16 protein-coding genes are annotated in these 16,996 nt (G+C 30.9%); all 16 read right to left on the bottom strand.

The window, feature by feature from the left end:
* Positions 1-140: 140 nt before the first annotated feature.
* Positions 141-956 carry a siderophore-interacting protein gene (locus N5D90_RS16375; protein ID WP_280063353.1) on the bottom strand — a complete coding sequence of 272 codons (816 nt, stop codon included), beginning with the start codon at positions 954-956 and terminating at the stop codon, positions 141-143.
* A gap of 14 nt (positions 957-970) precedes the next feature.
* A complete protein-coding gene (locus N5D90_RS16370; RefSeq protein WP_280063352.1) occupies positions 971-1,276 on the bottom strand; it encodes a cupin domain-containing protein in 306 nt (101 codons plus the stop codon).
* A 588-nt stretch (positions 1,277-1,864) separates the two neighbouring features.
* Positions 1,865-2,881 carry a two-component regulator propeller domain-containing protein gene (locus N5D90_RS16365; protein WP_280063351.1) on the bottom strand — a complete coding sequence of 339 codons (1,017 nt, stop codon included), beginning with the start codon at positions 2,879-2,881 and terminating at the stop codon, positions 1,865-1,867.
* A 365-nt stretch (positions 2,882-3,246) separates the two neighbouring features.
* Positions 3,247-3,564 carry a hypothetical protein gene (locus N5D90_RS16360; RefSeq protein WP_038336983.1) on the bottom strand — a complete coding sequence of 106 codons (318 nt, stop codon included), beginning with the start codon at positions 3,562-3,564 and terminating at the stop codon, positions 3,247-3,249.
* A gap of 114 nt (positions 3,565-3,678) precedes the next feature.
* Positions 3,679-4,233, bottom strand: coding sequence for a hypothetical protein (locus N5D90_RS16355; RefSeq protein ID WP_038336981.1), 555 nt, complete (start codon positions 4,231-4,233; stop codon positions 3,679-3,681).
* 128 nt (positions 4,234-4,361) lie between these two features.
* Positions 4,362-5,354, bottom strand: a complete 993-nt coding sequence (locus tag N5D90_RS16350; RefSeq protein WP_280063350.1) for a homoserine kinase — start codon at positions 5,352-5,354, stop codon at positions 4,362-4,364.
* A gap of 215 nt (positions 5,355-5,569) precedes the next feature.
* On the bottom strand, positions 5,570-6,403 hold the full coding sequence (locus N5D90_RS16345) for a hypothetical protein (protein ID WP_280063349.1): 834 nt from the start codon (positions 6,401-6,403) through the stop codon (positions 5,570-5,572).
* A gap of 159 nt (positions 6,404-6,562) precedes the next feature.
* On the bottom strand, positions 6,563-7,171 hold the full coding sequence (locus N5D90_RS16340) for a hypothetical protein (protein WP_280063348.1): 609 nt from the start codon (positions 7,169-7,171) through the stop codon (positions 6,563-6,565).
* 206 nt (positions 7,172-7,377) lie between these two features.
* Positions 7,378-7,953, bottom strand: a complete 576-nt coding sequence (locus N5D90_RS16335) for a hypothetical protein (protein ID WP_280063347.1) — start codon at positions 7,951-7,953, stop codon at positions 7,378-7,380.
* Positions 7,954-8,034: 81 nt separating this feature from the next.
* Positions 8,035-9,168, bottom strand: coding sequence for a M20/M25/M40 family metallo-hydrolase (locus tag N5D90_RS16330; protein WP_280063346.1), 1,134 nt, complete (start codon positions 9,166-9,168; stop codon positions 8,035-8,037).
* Between the two features lie 39 nt (positions 9,169-9,207).
* Positions 9,208-9,888 (bottom strand): NAD-dependent deacylase, encoded by a 681-nt coding sequence (locus N5D90_RS16325; RefSeq protein WP_038336969.1) that lies wholly within the window; start codon positions 9,886-9,888, stop codon positions 9,208-9,210.
* 495 nt (positions 9,889-10,383) lie between these two features.
* A complete protein-coding gene (locus tag N5D90_RS16320; RefSeq protein WP_280063344.1) occupies positions 10,384-12,186 on the bottom strand; it encodes an acyl-CoA dehydrogenase family protein in 1,803 nt (600 codons plus the stop codon).
* Positions 12,187-12,266: 80 nt separating this feature from the next.
* The gene (locus N5D90_RS16315) at positions 12,267-13,448 is read right to left on the bottom strand and encodes an acetyl-CoA C-acyltransferase (protein WP_038336965.1); all 1,182 of its coding nucleotides are present in this window, start codon (positions 13,446-13,448) and stop codon (positions 12,267-12,269) included.
* 53 nt (positions 13,449-13,501) lie between these two features.
* Positions 13,502-13,852 carry a four helix bundle protein gene (locus N5D90_RS16310; protein WP_280063343.1) on the bottom strand — a complete coding sequence of 117 codons (351 nt, stop codon included), beginning with the start codon at positions 13,850-13,852 and terminating at the stop codon, positions 13,502-13,504.
* Positions 13,853-13,891: 39 nt separating this feature from the next.
* Positions 13,892-16,291, bottom strand: coding sequence for a 3-hydroxyacyl-CoA dehydrogenase/enoyl-CoA hydratase family protein (locus N5D90_RS16305; RefSeq protein ID WP_280063341.1), 2,400 nt, complete (start codon positions 16,289-16,291; stop codon positions 13,892-13,894).
* A complete protein-coding gene (locus N5D90_RS16300) occupies positions 16,275-16,736 on the bottom strand; it encodes a MarR family winged helix-turn-helix transcriptional regulator (protein WP_280063340.1) in 462 nt (153 codons plus the stop codon). Before N5D90_RS16300 ends, N5D90_RS16305 begins: the two co-directional genes overlap by 17 nt.
* Positions 16,737-16,996: the final 260 nt, after the last annotated feature.

The following is a 16,996-nucleotide window of genomic DNA, read 5'->3' as shown; positions in this document are numbered from 1 at the left end:
AAACTTAAAAGAACAACATCTATTATATATAGTAAGCCTTAAAATAATACTCATTCATATAAGTTAAAAGATAAGTTAAAAGATAAATTGTATGAAAAGTGTATTATAACTAAGTAATTACAACCCAAAATGATGTTAATTTAACTATTCTCATCTTTCTCTTTGTGACGATCAACAACTGATTTATCTTCCGAAACTCCTGCTTTCCAATAAGAATAAGCATACAGTTCTTCTTGTTTCCATCCTTTTTCTTTTCTTAAATAGTGTCGAATTTCTTTGACCGTTGAAAACTCTGTTGCTATATATCCAAAACGTGATGTTTCAGGCAATGCCTGCTGCTTAACAACTTCTGCCATATTACTTCCTTTCTTTGGAAATTCATTATGCAACCAAATAAAATTGATAGCAGCTTCTGTCTGTAAATCCTGTTCATCTTCTTTTCCGTGCACTTCAATAATACAAGTACCTTTAGCTGTTGGAGGTAAATCCTCTAAAATAGCCGATAGCACTGGAATACCAGTGGCATCAGCAACCAAAAGATAATTTTCGACTTGGGTATATAGTTCCGTTTTTCCATTTTTCATTAAAACACCTAAGACATCACCCTCCTTTGCTGAAATTGCCCAAGCAGAAGCTACACCTTCGTCTTCGTGCGCGACAAAATCTATCCATATTTCATTCGTCTTTAAATCAATTCCTCGATGCGTATAGGTACGAACAGTAGGTTGAATTTCTTTTGACATTGGATACCATTGTCTTTTTTCGTAATCAAATTCAGGAAAATGAATTTGATTAATTCCTTTTGGCGGAATTAGTATCTTATTGTTTACACCAACTGTAGTATTAGTAAATAAAGGAACTTTTTCTCCCTTAAGATAAATACGTATATAATGAGGTGTAATATATTCTTTTCTGCTTACTTTTAACTCAGCTTTTAGAGGTGTGAAATCATTCATAATTCTATTATTTTTTATAATTGTTCAAACATTAGGGCACTTGCTCCGTCTTTTACATAAGGTTTATGTTCCACTCCACTTGGAATTACTATAAACTCTCCTGTTCTTATCTCTTCGGTTCTGTCCGCAAATTCAACAAACATAGTTCCCTCTACAATTAGCAATACTTTATCTCCGTTGTCGTGCTTATGCATTTCAAAATCTCCTTTCAGTTTAAAAATTTTTATAGCGTGATTATTAACTTTTGCAAGTTCTTTCAAGCTCCAAAATTCTGTAATTGTTTCAAGCTGTGATTGAATGTTTATTTTATTCGCTTCCATTTTAACCGTTTTATGAATTGTTATACGATTAGTACATTACTAATCATTCATTTGAACAAAGTTAAAAATTATTTATAATAATTCTAAATAATAAATATAAAACTATTATGATTTAATATTTGTTGTTCTCTAATGTATTTATTTACCGTACGAGAAACTCATATAAACAATAATTAATAATCTTCATCGCTTCTTAGATATTAATCTTTCCTTATATATCAGATATTCTACTCGTACAGATTTTCGTAGAGGGTCTAAGAAATTTTTGTCTGCCGAAAATAAATTAGACCAATTGACATTTTTATTTATTGTTTATGTGAAAGAGAAATTTGCTATTATTAAAAACAGCTGCTTTTAAAAGTATAAACAGTACTGTGCATCACAACAACACAAGTTGTACAGAAGGTAACAACATTGAAAGAGCTTACAGAAGAGAAAGCGGAGACTTAAATTCACTACCGTTCACTTATTAAAGAAGCATGCATTGTTAGCTTCAAAACTAAATGATAAGAAAAAAATGATTTTTGAGTTTATATCAGAAATAGCCTTCGTTTAATTATCATTATTCTGCATCCGTATTTTTTAAAATTACTTTTCAAATGACTTTCCATCAAATTTATACATTTTTCCGTCTGCCATTCCAAACCATAATTCTTTGTTGTGATCTTCGTAAATAGAGAGAACGAAATCATTGGTCAATCCATCTTTTTGAGTATAATTTTGTAATTGTTTTCCATCAAATTTCCAAATTCCAGCATCTCTATCTCCAAACCAAATATTTCCTTTGTGGTCTTCAGCAATTACAAAAACGTGTTCCAATGTTCCTTCGGGTGATTTTTCTCCATTTCGTTTGCTATTGGGATGAATCAAGTTATGTTTTTTTGAAAAATTGATGATTGACTCTCCTTCTTTAAGTAATACGCCGATTCCATTATTCCCAATCCAAAGCCTACCTTTAGAATCTTCGTAAATACTTCGTATATGCAAAGGTTCGATCTTTCTATCCAATCCTAATGTCTCGTTATTAATGATTGTAAAATCACTTCCATTGTATCCTAAAACACCTGTATATGTAGCAAACCAAATCATATTGTTTTTACCTTTTGATATATCAGTTACAGCAAATAAATTATTCTTTGTGTCAAGATTTTTTTGAGAAGGAAAAACTAAATAATGTAGTTGTTGCCCGTCATACCTATAAACTCCAGGATTATTCCCCGCTTCAAACCATAAGTCATTTTCAGATTTCATCCATTTACTTACCTTATCATCATTGCTTTGAATAGGAAAAATATTTGGAGAATTTTCGTTTTTCGTTTTTGTGCGATTAGTAACTTTTGTACCATCGTAACTGCTAACTCCAGTTTGTGTTTCAAACCAAATAATGCCTTTTTTATCTTCTTGAATAGAATGGATTTGATCATCAGAAAGTCCATCATTACGAGTAAAATAGCTGAATGATTTACCATCATAAACCGCAACACCTTCTTGAAGACTTCCAAACCAATAATTCCCCTTACTATCTTGAAAAATCGCACGAATTCCTGAAGTAAACTTTAAAGTATCAGTTTTTGGAGTCACAACCAATTCAGGTTCGCTTTTCACCTTTTCTATTGATTTATTTTCCGTACAAGAAAAGTTAAATGATAATACAAAGACTAGGAGAATCAATTTTATTTTTCTGTTCATTTCTACTTATTCTAATAAGATGCTCAACGATTAGTGGTTTTGCGAAGAAACTGAAAATGAAAAAATTTTCAATTTTACCAATACACTCTGCTCAGGAATAAATATAGTTATTTTTCAGTATCTTACTGTATATGAACAAAAAACAATTTACACCTTAGCTATTTATATGAAGTCAGTTTAGAAATATTGGTGCGAGAATAGAATATATCAATTTCATATTTATCATTTCGATAAACTGAGGATAATATTATAATAAAAATTAAGACGCTTTAATTAAATCTTTACTCCATTTCATGAAAATACTCATAAGCATAAGCTTCAATTTCACCACTTATTAAATTTCCATTTTCATCTTTAATTTCATACAATTCCTGATTATTGCCAATTGAAGCACATCCATCTAATCCTAATAATATTGTATAAAATGTATCTCGTAATGCTGAATTAATAATTTGTTTCATAATTTCAGATTGTTCATTATTTAATTTCATAGATTGAATTAATTTTTGAACTTCTGATTGGGATTCATTATTTATAAATTCTCTTAAAAGAGAATCTTTTTCTAACTTAAAATTTTCAACAAATTCTTTTGGTTTCATTTTTTTTAGATTTATAGGTAACAAGAAAATCATTAGCGAATAAGGAAGCGAAAACTTCAATTTTTCCCTCATCCAACATATCGCTACTACAATGTTAACTGTAGTCCTTTTTTCTTATTTTGATTCAAATATTTTATTTATTCTTGGTTGAATGATCCAAATTCCAATTGGAAAAAACCAAAGAAGAAAAAATTCGCCCGCAAAATCACTAAATGTTACAGGTTTTTGTAGTTCGACACTTTTTAATTCTTTTGCAATAAAATATAAACTATAGAAAATACAAAACATTGAAAAAAGATGAGTAGGAATTATAAATGCAAAAACAATCGGATTTGGTTGTTCATTTATAGAAGATTTTGTAAATATTCCAGCTTGATAAATAGACAGAATAAAAATATAAACTATTGGTATAATTAAAAATATTTTGAACTTACTCAAATTCATTTTTACAGTTTTTGAAAGCTTTTTATTAAGATTTGTTCCCAAAGAATAAAACCAACTTAAAAAAAGTACAAGATAAATAATTGTAGTTATTGGAAAAGTATAAGTTAATGTTTTTGGATCTTTAGTTACAATAATTAAGCTAAAAGTTACTATTTGTAAAATGAATGGAACTCCAATTAACAGAGCAAATACTTGCCAATGTTTAAGCGTTAAAAATTTTGACATATTTATTTAGTTTCTTTTGTAGACATTGTTTGTAATGTATTACAGCTAATGAGCCGATTATTTGCGAAAAACAGGAAAAGCTAGGATGAAAGTTTACTTTCAGCCCGTTTTTTTTAACCAATGCGATGTTAGCCGAAGTTCTTTTTTTCTTCGTAATAATCTAGCCAATTTTTGATTCTTCCTACAAACATTTTAAGATAGTTTTCTGTCAGAAATATATTCGACCAATCAAATCTTTGCGCTTGGACACCGAGATAAAATACAAAAATTGAAGCTCCGGCTTCAGGGATTAAATCGAGTTCCTGCTCAGATAAGCTTCTTTCTTTTCTGTAACCATTTAAGAAACTTTCCACTTTTGTTTCATATTCATTTTTATCCGTTTCAATGAAAAATAATTGTTTGCAAAAATATCCAATATCCAAAATCAAAGAGCCATTTCCACAATTATCAAAATCAAAAATTGTAATTTCATTTTCCTTATTCACACTCAAATTGTCATACCAAATATCAAGGTGTACAATGCCATTTTGGACTTCGGATAAATGAGTTGTTTCAAAACACTTTGCGATTTTTGTAGATATTTGTTTCAAATATAACATTTCATCTAAATCTTCTGAAAAATACACATTTAGTTTCTCATAAGCTTTGTACAGAAGATTATCAGAATTATAATTTATTCGATTGATTTTTTTTGTAGCTGTTACATTATGAATTTTTGCCATTGTTGAACCAACAGCAAAACAAGTTTCCTTGGTCATAAAACGCAATTTTTCTCCTTCTGCGAATGTGAAAAGCGCAACATATCTTAAACCTTCTGGCGCATTAATTTCTTGAATTAAATTTCCATTTTTATCAGGAATTGGAGTTGAAATTGAAAGATGATGTGATTTGAGTAAATTTAATAGGCTTAACTCTTCTTGGATTTCAGTTTTTGTTCTCCAATTACGACAATAAACTCTAACCACATATTTCGTATTTGGAGTAGTTAAAAAATAGGTGTGATTTACGCCTGTTCTAAAAAGTTTACAATCGAAATTATATTCTAATTGATACTTTTCGTTAATAAATTCTCCTAATTCTGTTGGTGATAAAATTGAAGCTATTACTGGGAAAGTTTTCATTTAAATGTTGAGTTTGTTTTATAATTGCGGTTAACTGGACTTGTCGAAGTGCGAAATTAATTTGAGTAAATCTTCAATTCAGAGCCAAAGCTGTTCTACTATTTGTAAACTTACAAAAAAACGAATATAATTCGTTTTTGATGAGTAAGGAAGTACAAACTTTGAATTTTGTAATTTAGTATCACTTTTCGCAATACAATGCTAACAAAAGGTTTTTATAGAGTTTGTTTGATTTCGTTGAAAATAAGTTTTTTGTAGTATTTTCTTAGTTTCTTCTCTAATTTATTATCTGCTTGTAAATTTTGAGAAACATCCATTCCATTAAAATAAATTTGTGTTTTATTATCTCGAATAGGAAATATTGTTAAATCGATATTTTTAAGCGTATCATTATCAATAACTAACTCTTTTTTAAAATATTTTTTTGCCCCGCTTGTAGAATCAATTATACTTCGGTAATGAATAGGTGTAATTGAATCGAATTCAATCCCATTATTTTTCAGTTTTTTTAGAATATAATCTTTATTGTAGTTTACAGTTATATTGCATTTATAGCATTTGAGATTTCCATTATTCATCGTATAATAATGACTCGGAGGTGGAGATTCTGCAAGAAGTGTAAATATTGATGGAAAGAGAATTAGTTTAGGATTTATTCTATTAATTTTGATTCTCTCTAAAATCTCAGACTTTTTAATTAAGTAGTATGGAATTGGTAAGAGTATAAATACAAATAAGTCTGAATAGTCAATAATTCTTGATGTTTTAATGAAAGAATATTCATTATAAAGATTTATTAAACCCTGCGAGTATTCACTTTTCCAAAAAGCAAAAATAGCCGCTGCAACAAAAATACTATTCTCTCGCAGTTTAGGAAAAACATAAGTAAGAAGCATTGGGAATATTATAATTCCACAAATATCAGATAGCTTTCCTGTTACAAAATTTGAATATTGAAATTTAAAAATTTGATCGTTTAGGAATAATAATAAAATTCCAAAAACGAATATATAATTTACAATTAAATTTTTATCTCGGTTAATTTTCATAAACTTTCTGCTAACGATCCAAGTATTTGCGAAGAACGGGATAGAATTTGAACGAAGTTCAAGTTCGACATTCAAGCAAATTACTCTTTTCGAAAACTAAATTAGTTTATTGTTTTAAGAAAAGCAATTTTCCGCTAAATACTTTATTAGCTGTAGTCTTTATTTAAAGTTTGCATTATGTTCAGCTTCATTAAATCTTCTAATAAAATAGTAATTCATACCATTTTGTTTTAAATATGAAAATATATTTGGAATAATTTCGCCTTTTACAGTGTCGTATTTAGAAGAAAATGAAATGGTTAATGGAATTCCATTATTATTTAAAATCTCTTTTTTATATTTATTAATTATTTCAGGTATTTGGTTAGTTTTTATTTTTTTTGATAAATGAATATGTTTTGAATTTTCAATAATATAGTTTATTGAATCTTGTTTGGACATTTCTGTGTAAAAACCAGTTCCACCACATTTAAATTTAGAATCTAAGGAATTAATATAAAAATATGATGTGGAAGTATCTATTATCATAAAGTGTATATTTCCAATATTATAGTTCAAATTTATTTTTTTGTCAATAGGTTCAGGCATTAACATCTCTGGATCAGAAGAAAAATAAGCGGAATCTTGATTTATAATAGCTTCAATTAATTTATTGTGTTTTTCGTTGAATTTAGAAACAATGAAATCTTTATTGGAATTATTGTGATTAATATTTTTTTTACAATTTGTAAAGAATAATGTTATAATAAGAATGATTAAATATTTCATAGACACGTCAAAAATTAAAGCTAACGGAAAAAGTATTGGCGAAGTACGGGCTTAATTTGAACGAATGTTCAAGTTCAAAATAAACTGAGCCAAAGCTATTTCACTACTTGTAAACTTACAAAAAATACGAATATAAACTGTTTTTTGGCGATTAGAAAATAATAGCGTTCAATCTAACCAAAACCTGGCATTTTGGCAAACCGATATTATAGGCAATTATTGATTTCTAAGTGATTTAAAAACTGTTTTTCACGAATAAATTTTCCACTTTCGTCTTTAAACATAAATAAAGCGCCTTGTTCTTTATCAATTAATAAAGTATCTGGTATAAAATCGTTATCGTAAGGAACTTTCGTGAAAATTATTGTATCACCGTTAATTTTATATGTCCCAGCAATTCGTTCAGAATATCCAAACATTCCATTAATGTTGTTTTCTACTTCACCATTTTCCCTAAAAACTAAATTATAATAGTATTGATCATCTTTCAATGTTGCAGATAAGATTTTTTTAGATTTAAAAATTTCTGAATCCGTTAAATTGAAAATAATAATTATTAAAATTAAAACTGAATGAAAAACAACTTTAATTATATTTTTCTTGAATCCACTTCTGATTAGTAAAGCTAAAGTTTCGAAAAAAGAGAAAACATAAAGTAGAATTATCGGTAATACTAAAAATGGATATGATAGCAAGTAAATAAACATCCCTCCATAAAAGTCTGTAATTATCCAAATAATTATTCCAATAGTTGAAATAATAGCTATTATATTTCTAATCATTTTGTTTAACGATGGTTTTTAATAAAAAAGTAACTATTCAACTAAAAAGATAAATTTATGACATACATAAGGAGCAACAATTTATTTCTTCAAAATCTTAAAGCTATATTGATTCGAATTTATATTGACGAAATAGATTCCTGATGTAAGATGTTCTAAATTAATTTGTGAAACTGTTGTTTGATATTTTTGATGAAATACTTGTTTCCCTGCTGCATCATAGATTGTAATAATCGGTTGTTGCAAGACTTGAGAAAAATAAAGATTTTTAACAACAGGATTCGGATAAATTTGTAATGTAGAAATAGCGTTTTCTTTTACATTCAGTTTTTCCTGCGCTTGAGAAAAATGCAATAAAGTCGCCAAAGCTCCTTTCGCTACTTCTGTCAAATAATTCAAATCTAAATTATCGATTATATCTTGAGCAGTATGTGCATAAGGCGTTTCATTTTTTTCAAAAAGTCCAGTTATAGGATAACCAACTGCCTGAAAAGGCATATAATCGGAACTATAAGCATTCGAAATTTCAGTTTTTAGAGTTGTATACAATGGAAAAATATTCGCCATTTGATTGGTTAATTCAGCTGAAATAGCATTATTAGATGTTGGATTACTTTCATCTTGCTCACAAACAATTGTCGAATTTACCTTATTCGCCACTCCTCCTACCTCATCAATATTCAGAACAGCTTTAATTTTTAAATTCTGAGGAACTGCAATTTGATTTACATACGCCTGACTTCCGATTAAACCTCGTTCTTCCCCTGTAAAATGAATAAATTTTATCGAATAATCTGTTTCGATATCTTTTATTAATCGAGCAATTTCTAATAAAGTAACTGTTCCCGAGCCATTATCATTCGCTCCAGGTCCATTTAATGTATCATAATGGCCATCGATGATAATAAATTCGTCAGGATATTTTTTACCAATTTTGGTCACAATCAAATTATTCCCAACATTACCATATACATTAACCGATTGTTGTTCTATAGAGGTATAACCATAAGCCGTATAATAAGTTTTCAACCATGTAAATGCATTTTCGTGAGCAGAAGATCCAACAGTTTTAATTCCGAAATCTTGAAACTTTTGCAATTTCTGATGCACAGAATCGTATTTCACTTGCTCGACAACTGATTGATAAAACGGATTCAGCTCTTGCGCAGCCGCATTGATAGAAAAAACAAATAATTGTAGAAATATATACTTCATATCATTTAAAATAATTAACCAACATTAAAACGTAAAAGATTATAAATTATTCAAAATTGTTTTTAATTCTTCGATACTTTCTGTTGCTTTTTTCTTGATATGTGTAATAGATGAATTGGTATACGTATCTGATGGATCGATATAGATAATTGGTACATTAGTTTTTGCATAATCTTTGAGTGAAGCCGCTGGATAGACTTGCATTGACGTTCCAATAATCACTAAAATATCTGCTGTTAAAACCTCTTCAATTGCATTTTTTATTTCTGGAACCATTTCGCCGAACCACACAATATGCGGACGGAGTTGATTTCCATCTTCAGCCAAATCTCCAAGTTTGATATCTTTATTCCAATCAATAATTAGATTTTCGTTTTTTTCGCTTCGCACTTTTCTCAATTCACCATGCAAATGAACAATTTTAGACGAACCTGCTCTTTCGTGCAAATCATCTACATTTTGGGTAATAATAGAAACTTCAAAGTCTTGTTCTAATTCTTTCAGAAAAAAATGCGCTGCGTTGGGTTCGACATCGAATAATTGTTTTCGGCGTTGATTGTAGAATTCTTGAACCAATTTAGGATTTCTTTGATAACCTTCAATCGAAGCTACTTCCATAATATCATGATTTTCCCACAAACCATTGGCATCTCGAAAAGTTGAAATTCCACTTTCTGCACTAATTCCAGCTCCCGTTAAAACAACTAACTTCTTTTTCATTTCGAATGTATTAATTGAAGTAAATATAACTTTATAAAACAACAAAACTCCATTTCTAGAAATGGAGTTTCGGTTTTATTTTATTTTTTTTAATTCATCTAATTTGACTAGACACATAATACTAAATGTTGCAAACATGGTCAACGTAAGAATTGCTGCATTAATTATCATAAGCTCTGTTTTTGGGTTATTAATTTGAATTAAAGTTACTTCAAATCATTTCCACCGAAAAGTATTTCATTAAGAAATAACGACTTAACTCACTTATTTTTAATGAATAAACTTTAACCTCGAAATATAAAAAAACCTCAATTGGGAACAACTGAGGCCTTTCTCTACTAAAACTTAAGTACCATGAAAACTCAACTAACTTATATAAAGACTAGTACTTGCCCTAGATTCATCAAACGATATACCAAATTATATTTCAGCATGTTAAAAAATAAAAGCAGCCAATAAATTGACTGCTTTAAATAATTTGTATTTAAAATATACTTAGAAAGTGTATTTATTTTCTTTGATTAAAAGATCTGCAATTTCAGTTTTCAAGTTAACTACGTTTGGATACTCGTTGTAACGTGTAAATCTTCTTAAACCAGACAACATCATGCGTTGCTCATCTCCTTCTGTGAAAGAAACAATTCCACGCGTCGCTTCTGTTTTAATAATTTCTACTGATTTGAATAATTGTAATTGAACTAATTTTTCTGCATTTTTCACTGCATTAGCACCTTTTACATTCGCAATTTTTTCTGCACGTAACATTGCCGATTCAACCATATAAATTTCTTGCATAATACGAGAAGCCGCAATAATCAATTGTTGATGTTGTTCTAATTCTGCACCAAATTTTTGCAAAGCAGAACCTGCAACCATAAAGAACGCTTTCTTTAGATTTGCAATGATTTCTTTTTCTTGTGCAAATAATTCTGAATAATCTGGAACATCAAACGATGGAATGGACATTAATTCGTTCGCCACATTCATTGCAGGAGACATTAAATCTAATTTACCTTTGAATGCACGTTTTACTAACATAGAAACACATAATAAGGTATTGATTTCGTTTGTTCCTTCGTAAATTCTTGAAATACGCGCATCTCTCCAAGCTGCTTCCATTGGCATTTCTTTCGAATATCCCATTCCTCCGTAAATCTGAATTCCTTGATCGGCAGAAATTTGAGCTGCATCAGAAATCCAAACTTTTAAGATAGAAGCTTCAATAGCATATTCTTCAATACCTTTTAATTCCGCTTCATTATGAGGCATTCCTTTTGCCATATTATCTTCAATTGCATCTTGTACATCTTTCGCTGCACGATACGCACCAGCTTCTGAAGTAAACGCAGAAACAGCCATATCAGCTAATTTCTCTTTAATCGCACCAAACGTATTGATTGACGTATTGAATTGTTTACGTTCTGAAGAATATTGTAACGAATAATCTAAAATACGACGTTGTGCATCTAAACACGCTGCTCCTAATTTGATACGACCAACATTCAATGCATTCATTGCGATTTTGAAACCTCCGTCTCTTTCTCCTAAAAGATTTTCAACCGGAACACGAACTTCGTTGAAGAAAACTTGACGTGTTGATGAAGAAACAATTCCTAATTTATCTTCTTCTTCTCCTAATGAGAATCCAGCACCAGCTTTATCTTTTTCTACAATGAAACCTGTGATATTTTTATCATCATCGATACGTGCAAAAACAATGAATAAATCTGCAAAACCTGCATTTGTAATCCACATTTTTTGACCTGTGATGATATATTCTTTACCATCTTCTGATAAAACAGCTTTTGTTTTCCCAGAATTTGCATCAGAACCTGCTTCTGGCTCCGTTAAACAGTAAGATGCAAACCATTCTCCTGTTGCTAATTTTGGTAAATATTTTTGTTTTTGTTCTTCTGTTCCGTACAATAAAATTGGCATTGTCCCAATTCCTGTATGTGCTCCAAAAGCTGTCGCTAACGAACCTGTTGCTCCTGAAATATAGTCACACACTAACATTGTAGTAACGAATCCCATTCCCATTCCTCCATATTCTTCTGGAACAGAAATTCCTAATAAGCCTAATTCACCAATTTTACGCATTAATTCTTCAATCAACGCATAATCTTTTTTCTCAATTTGGTGTTTTTTAGGCACTACTTCTTTATCGATAAACTCTTTTGCAGATTGCAAAATCATTTGTTGTTCTTCTGATAAATCTTCGTAAGTGAAAATATCATTGTAAGAGGCATCTTTGATTAAGTATTGACCTCCGATTAATCTATTTGGATTTGTAGACATATTTTTATGTTTTGATGTATTATTGTATCATGTATTAAGTAAAATGTACCATACTTAATACATTTTACTTTTTACAATTTTTATTTTAGATATTCGAAAATTGAAGCTGCTCCTTGTCCTGTACCAACACACATGGTTACCATTCCATATTTCGCTTTACGCGCTTCCATTTCATGTAACAACTGCACTGTTAATTTCGTACCCGAACACCCAAGTGGATGTCCTAAAGCAATTGCACCTCCATTTACATTAACGATATCAGGATTAAGATTCAATTCTCGCATAATCGCAACTGATTGAGAAGCGAAAGCTTCATTCAATTCTATCAGCTGAATATCTTCTAATTTCATTCCTGCTTGTTCTAATGCTTTTGGAATTGCAAACAAAGGTCCCATTCCCATAATACGAGGCGCTAAACCTACCGTAGAATACGCAACTAAACGAGCAACTGGCTCAAGACCTAACTCTTTCACCATATCTTCTGACATCACCATTACGAAAGCTGCACCGTCCGACATTTGAGAAGAGTTACCTGCTGTAACCGAACCTCCTTGTGCAAAAACAGGACGTAATTTTGCTAAACCTTCGATTGATGTATCCGCACGTGGACCTTCATCCACTTTGAAATCAATTTTCTTTGTTTGAACTTTTTCTTTATCATCTAAGAAACTATATTCAACATCAATCGGAACGATTTGAGAAGCAAATTTTCCTTCAGCATTTGCTTTTAACGCTTTTTGATGCGAATTGAATGCAAATAAATCTTGGTCTTCACGAGAAACTTTAAATTCTTTTGCAACTTCTTCAGCCGTTAATCCCATTCCCCAGTAATAATCTGGGTGATCTTTCGCTAAATCTGTTTCTGGAATTGGCTTGTAACCTCCCATCGGGATATACGACATCGATTCTGCACCACCAGCAATGATACATTCTGCCATTCCTGTTCTAATTTTAGCAGCTGCCAACGCAATTGCTTCTGACCCTGATGCACAGTAACGGTTTACTGTAACGCCTGGAACTTTGTCTGTATCTAATCCCATTAATGAGATAAGACGTGCCATATTCAATCCTTGTTCTGCCTCTGGCATCGCACATCCAACGATTAGATCATCGATTCGTGCTGGATCTAAAGTTGGATAATCTTGCATTAGGCGCTTGATTACTGTAGCTGCCATTTCATCTGGACGTGTAAAACGCAATGTTCCTTTTGGCGCTTTTCCTACAGCTGTTCTATATCCTGTAACTATATATGCTTGTTTCATTTTTTTAAGTATTATTAGATTGTACAATGTAAAATGTATTATGTACAAAGTATTTAATTATAGTTCTGAATTAATTTAACCAACATATTTTGTATATGTTTTAAGTCTTCTAATAAATCATCCGAAATCTCTACTTGAATAAATTCTAAATCTCTTGCTAAAATAATTTGACATTCCAATTCGAAAGACGAACCTAAAGCGATGTTGAGAAAATTAATAAATTGAGCATTCGAATTTCTACCAGCACCTTCTGCAATATTTGAAGCTATCGATACGCAAGCTCTTCTCGACTGAGAAGTCAAACCATAAATCTCACTCTTAGGATAATTTGAAGTAATTTCATAAAACCTTTTCGTAAAACTCATTGTTTTTTGCCAAACGATTAACTCTTTAAAATCATGCATAAATACTTTTTACATGTTACTTTTTACTTAATACAAAGATTAATTACGCAAAGGTTTACCTGTTTTTAACATATGTTGAATACGCTCTAATGTTTTTCTTTCTCCACAAAGAGATAAGAATGTTTCACGCTCTAAGTCTAACAAGTATTGTTCTGAAACATAAGTTGATTCAGATAAATTACCACCTGTCATTACATATCCTAATTTATTCGCAATTAAACGATCATGATCCGAAGCAAAACGTCCAGCAACCATAGAATCTGTTCCGACATAGAACATTCCCATCGCTTCTTTTCCTAACACTTCTACTTTACGTTGAATTGGTTGTGTGTAACCTGCTTCTGCCAAAATAATTGCATGTTTCTTCGCTTCTGCAATTTGACGTTCTGCATTTACCACTACAATATCTTGCTCACGAATAATTCCCATATTCTTCGCTTCATAAGCTGAAGTCGCCACTTTCGCAGTAGCGATATTCATGAAATTATCACGTAAATGATTTACTTTCACATCATCTTTTAAAGCAAATTCAGTTGCACGGCGCGCAAATTCTTTCGAACCTCCACCACCTGGGATTAATCCAACTCCAACCTCAACCAAACCAATGTAAGTTTCGGCAGCAGCTACAATTTTATCCGCATGCATTGACATTTCGCAACCTCCACCAAGCGTCATTCCGTGAGGAGCAACAACAACTGGAATAGATGAATAACGAACACGCATCATCGTATCTTGGAACATTTTGATTGCCATATTCAATTCCCACCAATCTTGTTCTGCAGCCATCATCATAATCATGGCTAAATTAGCTCCGACAGAGAAATTATCTCCTTGGTTACCAATCACAACTCCACGATAATCTTTTTCTGCTAACTCGATTCCTTTATTGATTCCTTGTAAAACTCCACCTCCAAGAGAATTCATTTTAGAACGGAACTCAATATTGATGATTCCATCGCCTAAATCTTGAATAGATGTTTCTTGGTTTGACCAGATTTCATTCGTTTTTCTGATATTATCTAAAATAATGAATGCATCTTGACCAGGAATTAATTCGAATTGTTTTGATGATTGATTATAGAATAATTTCTTACCGTTTTCGATTTTATAAAAAGAATCTGCACCAGTGGCTGCTAATTCTTTTACCCAATCCGAAACCTTGAAACCTTCTGACTCTACTAATTGAATTCCGTTTTGTAATCCAACTAAATCCCATGTTTCAAATGGACCATATTTCCAAGCGTAACCTGTTTTTAAAGCATCATCAATTGGATAAAGTACATCTGTAATTTCTGGAACACGTTGAGAAACATAAGCGAATAATGAAGCAAAATGTTTGCGGATTAATTCTCCAGCTTTACCAGAATCTTTCAATAAAACACCTAATTTATTACGCATAGATCCTGCATTTTTAGCAGTTTCTACAGCGGCAACTTTTGCGCGTTCCATTGGACGATACTCTAACGTATCAAGATTTAAGGCAAAACGATTGGTATTTCCTTCTTTATCAATTTCTTTATAATAGAAACCTTTTTTTGCTTTATCTCCTAAGAATTTATTTTCGATTAAGAAATTTAAGAATTTAGAATCCTTTAAACCTTGAATCATTTCATCATTTGGCGCATTTTGCTGTAAACCTTTTGTTACATTATATGCTGTATCCAAACCAACCAAATCACCCAATTTGAATGTTCCTGTTTTTGGACGACCAAGAATAGAACCTGTTAATGTATCAGCTTCTTCGATAGTTAACCCTAATTCTTGTGTCAACTCCATTACTTTTGCCATTGAGTAAACTCCTACTCTATTCCCAATAAAACCTGGCGTATCTTTACATAAAACTGGAGTTTTACCTAAAAATAATGATGCATAATTTTGGAAAAACTCTACAACAGATTTGTCTGTTTGAGGAGTTGGGATAATTTCGAATAATTTTAAGTATCGTGGCGGATTGAAGAAATGTGTTCCGCAGAAATGTTTCTGAAAATCTTCTGAACGACCTTCCGCCATCAAGTGAATTGGAATACCAGAAGTATTAGAAGTGACTAAAGTTCCTGGTTTTCGGAAGTTATCTACACGCTCGAAAATTGATTGTTTAATGTCCAATCTTTCGATCACAACCTCTATTACCCAATCCGAGTTTTTAATCTTCTCGAAATCATCATCAAAATTCCCTACAGTTATACGAGAAGCAAATGCTTTGTCATAAATTGGTGAAGGATTGCTTTTTAAAGCAGCATCTAAGTGAGTTTGAGCAGTTCTGTTACGAACTACTTTACTCTCTAAAGTAAGTCCTTTCGCTTGCTCTTGTGGTGTAAGCTCGCGAGGAACCATATCTAACATCAAGACTTCGACTCCGATATTTGCAAAATGACATGCAATACCAGAACCCATCACTCCTGATCCTAATACAGTTACGTGTTTAACGTGTCTTCTCATAATTGTTTTTAAATATTTTTTTGTCCGATATTAATTGGTTAATCTTATAAATCACTTCCAAGAAAATTTGCATTTTCTCTGGATCAATATGATTATTAATTGATTCATTAAATTGCAAAACAAAATGTTTTGAAATATCTCTCATTCTTAATCCTTCTTCAGTCAAAGTGATCAACACACTTCTCCCATCTTCTGGATTTGGTTTTCGAACGATAAAATTTCTTGCTTCTAAGTTTTTTAATGTTCTCGACAAGCTTGTTGGCTCTATTCCCATCTTTGGTCCTAGCGACGTACTTGGCGTACCTCCTTTCGGATCTATTGATAATAATGTAAAGGCATACACCATTGTGGAATCGTAAGCACCAGCTTGCTCATTATACATTTTATGAACTGACAACCATGTTGAACGCAATAAATAATCTATCGTTAAATCTTCTCTTAACATATTTTAGTGTATGTCTAACAAATATAATCTTTTTTTATTATGCAAGCATAACAAAGTTTTAAAATTTAATTTTGTTTAACAAATAATGATTCAATTTACTATTTATCAATGAAATGTAACTTTAAATTATGATTAATAAAATAAATAGTATGATTAAATAATACTTAAATTTATTCCATCGCTAAAAAAGCGATTATAGTGGTGTAAAAATACGCTATAATTAATATCGAAAATAGATATAATGTTGGTTTTATATTATA

Source organism: Empedobacter sp. GD03797 (assembly GCF_029842105.1).
GTDB lineage: Bacteria > Bacteroidota > Bacteroidia > Flavobacteriales > Weeksellaceae > Empedobacter > Empedobacter falsenii_C.
This window is presented reverse-complemented; position numbering and strand designations above follow the sequence as displayed.

Excerpts from the sequence above, each read along its gene's own strand:
- N5D90_RS16375 (WP_280063353.1), bottom strand. The coding sequence starts at position 956 with ATGAATGATTTCACACCTCTAAAAGCTGAGTTAAAAGTAAGCAGAAAA.
- N5D90_RS16370 (WP_280063352.1), bottom strand. The coding sequence starts at position 1,276 with ATGGAAGCGAATAAAATAAACATTCAATCACAGCTTGAAACAATTACA.
- N5D90_RS16360 (WP_038336983.1), bottom strand. The coding sequence starts at position 3,564 with ATGAAACCAAAAGAATTTGTTGAAAATTTTAAGTTAGAAAAAGATTCT.
- N5D90_RS16355 (WP_038336981.1), bottom strand. The coding sequence starts at position 4,233 with ATGTCAAAATTTTTAACGCTTAAACATTGGCAAGTATTTGCTCTGTTA.
- N5D90_RS16350 (WP_280063350.1), bottom strand. The coding sequence starts at position 5,354 with ATGAAAACTTTCCCAGTAATAGCTTCAATTTTATCACCAACAGAATTA.
- N5D90_RS16345 (WP_280063349.1), bottom strand. The coding sequence starts at position 6,403 with ATGAAAATTAACCGAGATAAAAATTTAATTGTAAATTATATATTCGTT.
- N5D90_RS16340 (WP_280063348.1), bottom strand. The coding sequence starts at position 7,171 with ATGAAATATTTAATCATTCTTATTATAACATTATTCTTTACAAATTGT.
- N5D90_RS16335 (WP_280063347.1), bottom strand. The coding sequence starts at position 7,953 with ATGATTAGAAATATAATAGCTATTATTTCAACTATTGGAATAATTATT.
- N5D90_RS16330 (WP_280063346.1), bottom strand. The coding sequence starts at position 9,168 with ATGAAGTATATATTTCTACAATTATTTGTTTTTTCTATCAATGCGGCT.
- N5D90_RS16325 (WP_038336969.1), bottom strand. The coding sequence starts at position 9,888 with ATGAAAAAGAAGTTAGTTGTTTTAACGGGAGCTGGAATTAGTGCAGAA.
- N5D90_RS16320 (WP_280063344.1), bottom strand. The coding sequence starts at position 12,186 with ATGTCTACAAATCCAAATAGATTAATCGGAGGTCAATACTTAATCAAA.
- N5D90_RS16315 (WP_038336965.1), bottom strand. The coding sequence starts at position 13,448 with ATGAAACAAGCATATATAGTTACAGGATATAGAACAGCTGTAGGAAAA.
- N5D90_RS16310 (WP_280063343.1), bottom strand. The coding sequence starts at position 13,852 with ATGCATGATTTTAAAGAGTTAATCGTTTGGCAAAAAACAATGAGTTTT.
- N5D90_RS16305 (WP_280063341.1), bottom strand. The coding sequence starts at position 16,291 with ATGAGAAGACACGTTAAACACGTAACTGTATTAGGATCAGGAGTGATG.
- N5D90_RS16300 (WP_280063340.1), bottom strand. The coding sequence starts at position 16,736 with ATGTTAAGAGAAGATTTAACGATAGATTATTTATTGCGTTCAACATGG.